Here is a 5,201-nt window from a genome sequence, read left to right on the forward strand (position 1 = left end):
CCGCGACAGGAACAAGCCCCTGAATCATCCAGTACAAGAGAGGCGCCGAAGTCATCGCCAGCAAGGAGAACCCGAGCAGGCACAAGGAGACAAGCCAGAACAGCAGCCATTCCCTAAGCATCCGCCGCCGTTGTCCTTCGGATACGGCGATCATCCGGGCTTGCAGTTCGCCCAGCGAAGGCGGTGCGGCGTCCTCGGCGTATGCGCGGTCCAGCCGTTCCAAGCCCTCTATAAGCTCCGGCAGCGCGAATTCCAGTGAGGCACCGTCCGCAGACTTCGGCCGTTTTCCCTGTTCCGGCGTGTCTCCCGGCCTGCCGCCGCCATCCGGTCCGGTATTATCTTTCGTCATCCTCTTTCAACTCCTCTCGCAGCTGCCGCAGCCCATACGCCGCGCGCGACTTGGCCGTCCCTTCGGGAATCCCCAGCATGCCGCCAATCTCCCCGTAGCTGTAGCCATAATAATGCTTGAGCAGAAGCGCCGCCCGCTGGGGCAAGGGGAGGCGGGACAAGGCGTCCAGCACCTCGTTCCACTCTTCGCCCCGGGTCTCGAACCGCCAGCGGATCGACCGGATGCCCTGCTCGCGCCGAATCCATTCCTCCTCCCGGCTGCGCCGTCTCATCCTGTCGATATACAGCCGGGTCGCTATCGTAATCATCCAGGAAGAAAAAGAGGACGAGCCGTTGTATAACGCGATCTTTTCCATACATCTGACTATCGTGTCCTGGGTAACATCTTCCGCAAGCGCCGGGTCCATCGTCAGCTTCAGCAAATACTTGTACAGGAAGGCATAATGATTCTGAAGCAGTTGGGCCAGCGCAAGATGGTCGCCGCGCTGCGCCTTGCGGATGATTTGAGATTCCTCGTCGTTCATCGGTTCTCCCGCCGTTTATTTTTTCATATGTAATACGCCTGAGATGATTGAATCGTTCAAAGGCTTCATGAACAAATTAAAGCTGGTCTCTCTGATGCTCCCACAGTCTGGTCCGCCAAGGCTGCCTTACTCCCCTTCCTCTCGGGAAGCTCCAGAACAAGGGAACAGCCGGCATCTGCGAAGCGTATTGATCATGATCCCCGGCTCCAGTGCAGGACGCGGCTTCTTCCCGAATACCGCCCTCTCCGTTTGATTCCGCAGCTTGATCCTTTACGTTATCCGGCGCCTGCTCAGCGCCAGCAAATCCGGATTCACTGCCGTACTCCCCGTAATCCACAAGATAGCTTATCCTGTTCTTCAACAAATGCTCCTCCGTTCACTCTTCACCTAAGAGAAACGCCTGACGGCGTCGGTTCAAGCCGCAAGACAAAAAAAGAACGCAAACCGGGATCATTCCACAGTCTGCGTGCTTCGCTTAGGTAAATGTTACATTTAATTAACGTCATTGTAGCAAGTTTGTATCTTTTTGTCCAGCCTATTTCCCGCATTTTGTCGATCAACGTTATCTTCTGTCAAGACACATAAGGATTGTTCGACCGCTCAAAGCCGATGCTCGTACGCGGGCCGTGTCCCGGATATACCGTGACATCGTCACCCAGCTTGAACAGCTTGCCTTTGATGGAATCCAGCAAATCCCGCTCCCTTCCGCCCGGCAGGTCGGTACGTCCGACGCTCAGCCGGAAGAGCACATCGCCGGAGAACAGGTCATTTTCGCACAGCAGGCTTACGCTTCCCGGAGAATGGCCGGGGGTGTGAAAGACGCGAAACGTTTGGCCGATAAGCTCAAGCTTCTGTCCCTCGTCCAGATCGAACTCGGCGGGGTCCGTCGTAATCGGCGGCGATACGCTCGGCCACAGAAGCGACCCGTTCAGCTTGGGATTTGTCAGCCAATCGCTCTCCTGGGCATGGAGATAGACCGGACAGTTCTTCAGCTTGCGAATTTCGTCAACGCCGCCGATGTGGTCGAAATGGGCGTGCGTCAGCAGAATCGCCTCGATTTCCATGTCCTGAATGGCCCGCACGAGCGGGGCCGGGTTCATGCCGGGGTCGATAATAATGCCTTTGGCGGGGTCCGCTCCCGTCAGCAGGTAGGCATTGGTCTGCAAAGGACCGAGATTAAAATTCCGAATGTTCAGCATGGCTCAAAAGCCGGAAATCAGTTCGCGCAGTTCCCTGGCGATCACAGCCTGATATTCCGTTCCTTCCCCGTAAGCCTGGCCCATCGCCTTGCGGACCTCGGCGATTTTGGCTTCATAGTCCGGAGCCTCGCGGTCCGGATTCTCTCTCTTGAACTCGTTCATCAGCCGCTGCACATGCTGCGGACGCGGACCCCAATGTCCCAGCACATGTCCGCCCGTATCCGCGATAATGACAATCGGCACCGCGCGTCCGCCCATGGTCAGATAATCGTCCATCACATCCTGATTGTCCTCCAGAATGAGCACTTCCGTCCGGATGCCCGCCGTCTCCAAGATCCGGAATACGGCAGGGACATTGCGGACGACGTCGCCGCACCAGTCGGCCGCCAATATAAGCGAGCGCAGATCGTCGCGGTGGTTAAGGCTTTCAAAAAACTCCCGGTCGCTCTCGTCCTGCCAGGAAAAGGCTTCATACCAGGCTTCAAACGGCTGCTGGTTCTTGGTCATGCTCTCCACGAATTGACGGGGCGTCAGACCCTGTCCGAATTTGGAGGCCAGATTTCGCTTCATGCCGCATTACCTCTTTTCTTTTTGGATTGGAGCCACTTGAACAGAAAATAAACCACGATAAGCGCCAGTGCGCCGATGATGATTTCATGCGTATAGGCGGAGGCTTTTTCATCAATATTCTTCCAGTTTTCACCCAGGCTCATGCCAAGATAGACAAACAATACGCTCCAGGGGATGACAGCCAGCGTAGTGAGCATGATGAACCGCCAAATCGGCATACGGGAAATGCCCGCAGGGACGGAAATGGCGTGCCGGACCACCGGAATAAACCGCGCCGTAAAAATAACGCCTGTGCCGTACTTCTCAAACCAGGCTTCCGCATGATCGATATGATGCTTTCGGATTAAAATGTATTTACCGTACCGCTCCAGGACCGGCCTGCCGCCGTAACGCCCGACCCAGTACACGAAAATCTGCGCCACAACCCCGCCTATCGTACCGAACAAAACGGCCCCGAAGAAATTAATCTCTCCCAAATGAACCAAATAACCGCCGTAGGCCAGGACGATCTCGCTGGGAATAACTTCAATCATAAGTCCAATCATAATGCCAAAGTAACCCAGACTCTGAATCCATTCGAACAGCTGCGAGACCAGATCTGAAATGACATGCAACTCTCGTTCCTCCTCCCGATTATTCCGAATGCTGTCTGCACCCTATGTACAGCCCTGGACTCTCCCGCGCATTCTTGTCTATGCAACCAGCTTCTCTTAGCCTATTCTAGCATAGGGATGCTTACGACTTCTAGTTTGGCTGCGAGGTCCGCTTTCCAGTCGTTGACAAAGTAAATGATGCGAATTATTATATATTTAAGCAATTATCTAAATATCGAAAGGGTATTGAACACGATGAACGAATCCTTTAAAGCGCTGGCTGATCCTCCCCGCCGGCAAATCATCCGTCTGCTGCGCGACAAGGATCGGACCGCCGGAGAAATCGCTGAATTCTTCAACATGTCCAAACCGAGCATCTCCCATCATCTGAACACCCTCAAGCATGCGGGACTCGTACAGGACGAGCGGCAGGGACAGTTCATCCGCTATACGCTTAATACCACCGTTCTGGATGAAGTGCTCGGCTGGCTGCTGGAGCTGACGGACAGCGTCCAAGGCAATAACAGGAGGCAGAAAAAGCAGGAACATTCAAAATCCGCAAAACCGGAAGAGTAATCTTCCAACCGCTCTTAGGAGGAATATGCGATGAAAGATTTCAAATGGAAATGGCAGGACACCCTGGCCGTTGCAGTGGGTCTGCTTACGGTCGGCTTCGCGCTGGTCAACTATCACCGGCTGCCCGCCCAGCTCCCGTCCCATATCGGTATATCGGGAGAATTCGACGGATTTCAGAGCAAGGACTCGGCAATCTCGCTGTTTGGCGGGCTTGGGGTTCTAATGCCGGTCCTGATGCAGATTACGCGTCCCCTTGATCCGAAAAAAGAACGCTACGCCAAATTCGAGAATGCTTATGCGATGATCCGTCTGGTCATATCCCTGATCTTCGACTTCGCGCTTGCCGCTTCCGTATTATACGGGCTTGGCGTCTCCTTGCCGAGCTCCAGAATTGCGACCGTCGTTCTCGGAGCAGCCTTTATCGTCATCGGCAATTATATGCCGCAGGTCAAGGACAACTACTTCCTGGGCGTGAAGACGCCCTGGACGCTGGCCAGTCCCGAGGTATGGCGCCGGACCCATCGTCTCGCCGGAGCGCTCTGGGCTGCGGCAGGCGTCGTTATTATCGTCGGCTCCTTTCTTCCGGGAAGTTGGTTCACGGTTATGCTCATTGCCGCACTCCTGCTTGCCGTCGTATTCCCGTATGTATATTCGTGGGCGGATTACCGCCGTTTCAAGGCGTAGTCTTCCGCCTCCCTCCGCTGCCCGGCCAGCCCTGAAGCCTCCCGCTTCAGGGCTTCCAGCCGTTCGTTAAGCGTGCGGGCTTCGGCTGTAAAGCGAAACCTGCGGTCGTTATGCAGGGGCGTTTCCCCCGTTTCAGCCGCAAGCCAAAAATACTCTTTGAGCAGTTCCCGTCCCGCTTCCGCGCAGCGCAGCGCTTCTTCCCCATATCCCTCTGCCAGATAACGCTTACCCATCGCCAGCATTAGCTTTACGGATTCTGTACGCTTAACGTAATTAAAAACGTCAAGCTGCTGGCTGCGGCGCAGCCAGTACAAGGCTTCGCCCGGAGGACCTTGCTCCGAGACGGCTTCGGCCATCGCCCAATTTAATGTAGGGTTCATCGGCGAATAACGCAGACCGCTCATTAATATTCGCGTCCTCCGCTCCGGATTAAGGAGGGAAGACAGCGCCAGCGCGCTCTTCGGAGACAATGGGTTCCAGGCAAGCGACCGTTCCAGCAGCGCGGCCGCCTCCGGCGTCTGGCGGGCCGATGCCGCAGCGCGGTACAGCGCTTCTCCCCGGCAAGCCCGGAAGGACAGCAGGCTGAGCGCAAGCAGCAGGCAGCAGACTCCCGCCGCAGGCAGTTTCCATGAGGATGGATGCTGACCGTAAAGGCTCCCTGCCCTGACGGCTTCGGCTCGTGCCAGTGCGGGCAGCCAGAACAGCAG

Annotated in this window: 8 protein-coding genes and 1 pseudogene; 2 read left to right on the top strand and 7 right to left on the bottom strand. The window is 55.9% G+C overall.

Annotated features, from left to right (window positions below):
* From L692_RS27635 to uptA, 6 genes are all read right to left on the bottom strand, one after another.
* Positions 1–349: YxlC family protein (locus L692_RS27635; RefSeq protein ID WP_036721661.1), on the bottom strand; the 349-nt coding region annotated here is incomplete at its 3' end.
* Positions 336–872: an RNA polymerase sigma factor SigY gene (gene sigY / locus L692_RS0102950; RefSeq protein WP_025697056.1), complete on the bottom strand. Its 537-nt coding sequence runs from the start codon at positions 870–872 to the stop codon at positions 336–338. The genes sigY and L692_RS27635, both read right to left, overlap by 14 nt.
* A 76-nt stretch (positions 873–948) precedes the next feature.
* Positions 949–1,233 (bottom strand): hypothetical protein, encoded by a 285-nt coding sequence (locus tag L692_RS0102955; protein ID WP_025697058.1) that lies wholly within the window; start codon positions 1,231–1,233, stop codon positions 949–951.
* A gap of 211 nt (positions 1,234–1,444) precedes the next feature.
* Positions 1,445–2,071 (bottom strand): MBL fold metallo-hydrolase, encoded by a 627-nt coding sequence (locus L692_RS0102960; protein WP_025697060.1) that lies wholly within the window; start codon positions 2,069–2,071, stop codon positions 1,445–1,447.
* 3 nt (positions 2,072–2,074) lie between these two features.
* On the bottom strand, positions 2,075–2,641 hold the full coding sequence (locus L692_RS0102965) for a thioredoxin family protein (protein ID WP_025697062.1): 567 nt from the start codon (positions 2,639–2,641) through the stop codon (positions 2,075–2,077).
* Entirely contained in the window at positions 2,638–3,255 is a 618-nt protein-coding gene (uptA, locus tag L692_RS0102970; RefSeq protein ID WP_025697064.1) for an undecaprenyl phosphate transporter UptA, read from the bottom strand. The genes L692_RS0102965 and uptA overlap by 4 nt, the downstream gene beginning before the upstream one ends.
* A gap of 234 nt (positions 3,256–3,489) precedes the next feature.
* Here uptA and L692_RS0102975 point away from each other — a divergent pair, with 234 nt between their 5' ends.
* Together L692_RS0102975 and L692_RS0102980 are read left to right on the top strand one after the other, a co-directional pair.
* Positions 3,490–3,810: an autorepressor SdpR family transcription factor gene (locus L692_RS0102975; protein ID WP_025697066.1), complete on the top strand. Its 321-nt coding sequence runs from the start codon at positions 3,490–3,492 to the stop codon at positions 3,808–3,810.
* Between the two features lie 30 nt (positions 3,811–3,840).
* Complete coding sequence (locus tag L692_RS0102980) at positions 3,841–4,494, top strand: SdpI family protein (protein WP_025697067.1); 654 nt, start codon at positions 3,841–3,843, stop codon at positions 4,492–4,494.
* On the opposite strand, the pseudogene L692_RS32335 reads toward L692_RS0102980, so the two are convergent.
* A pseudogene (locus L692_RS32335) lies at positions 4,473–5,201 on the bottom strand (hypothetical protein); the annotation flags it as partial. The gene L692_RS0102980 and the pseudogene L692_RS32335 overlap by 22 nt on opposite strands.

Source organism: Paenibacillus forsythiae T98 (assembly GCF_000520735.1).
In the GTDB taxonomy this organism is placed as follows: Bacteria; Bacillota; Bacilli; order Paenibacillales; family Paenibacillaceae; genus Paenibacillus_AQ; species Paenibacillus_AQ forsythiae.

Bases quoted from the DNA above. Each gene is read 5' to 3' on its own strand.
- L692_RS0102975 (WP_025697066.1), top strand. From the start codon at position 3,490: ATGAACGAATCCTTTAAAGCGCTGGCTGATCCTCCCCGCCGGCAAATC.
- sigY (WP_025697056.1), bottom strand. From the start codon at position 872: ATGAACGACGAGGAATCTCAAATCATCCGCAAGGCGCAGCGCGGCGAC.
- L692_RS0102980 (WP_025697067.1), top strand. From the start codon at position 3,841: ATGAAAGATTTCAAATGGAAATGGCAGGACACCCTGGCCGTTGCAGTG.
- L692_RS0102965 (WP_025697062.1), bottom strand. From the start codon at position 2,641: ATGAAGCGAAATCTGGCCTCCAAATTCGGACAGGGTCTGACGCCCCGT.
- L692_RS0102960 (WP_025697060.1), bottom strand. From the start codon at position 2,071: ATGCTGAACATTCGGAATTTTAATCTCGGTCCTTTGCAGACCAATGCC.